We start from the raw sequence: 572 nt of genomic DNA on the forward strand, positions 1-572 counted from the left end.
CTGGTCTGGTTACGAAAGCACGGTCGACAGGATTGGAGCCAAGGCGCATCAATTCGAGAGCCGAGGATCAGGTCCATGACCGAGCCAACCCTCCCGCCGTCACCCGAGCAGCGGATTAAAGAGCTTGAAGAACAACTGGCACTGAGCAATCAGAAGGCCCAGTTCTTTGAAGCTGTCGTGAACGTCTTGAAAAATGACTACGGTGTTTCCATCGTAAAAAAGCGACCCGGCAAGTCCTCTCACAAGGGCAAATCCAAGACCTGAGTATTAGCAGGGCTTGCCTCTTCATGGGTATTTCGCGCCAAGCGTATTACAAGCGCAATCGCGCTTTTGACGCGAGAGTCCGCCAAGACCAAGAGGTGATGGACTTCGTCCTGGAAAAGCGGCGTCGCCAGCCTAGGCTGGGAACGCGCAAGCTGCACTACTTGATGAGCGTCGAAGCTCCTGCGTCGTTGTGCGTGGGTAGAGACCGTCTGTTTACCATTCTTCGTGATGCGCGCGAGCTGGTTCCGCGCAAACGGGCTTATCACAAGACTACTCATAGCCATCATCGCTTTCGCCGGCATTCCAAC

At 54.7% G+C, this 572-nt stretch carries 1 pseudogene; it reads left to right on the forward strand.

Annotation, left to right across the window (positions count from 1 at the left end):
• A pseudogene (locus RGM3321_RS00215) lies at positions 1 to 572 on the forward strand (IS3 family transposase); the annotation flags it as partial.

It is taken from the genome of Pseudomonas sp. RGM 3321 (genome assembly GCF_022836805.1).
Lineage (GTDB): Bacteria > Pseudomonadota > Gammaproteobacteria > Pseudomonadales > Pseudomonadaceae > Aquipseudomonas.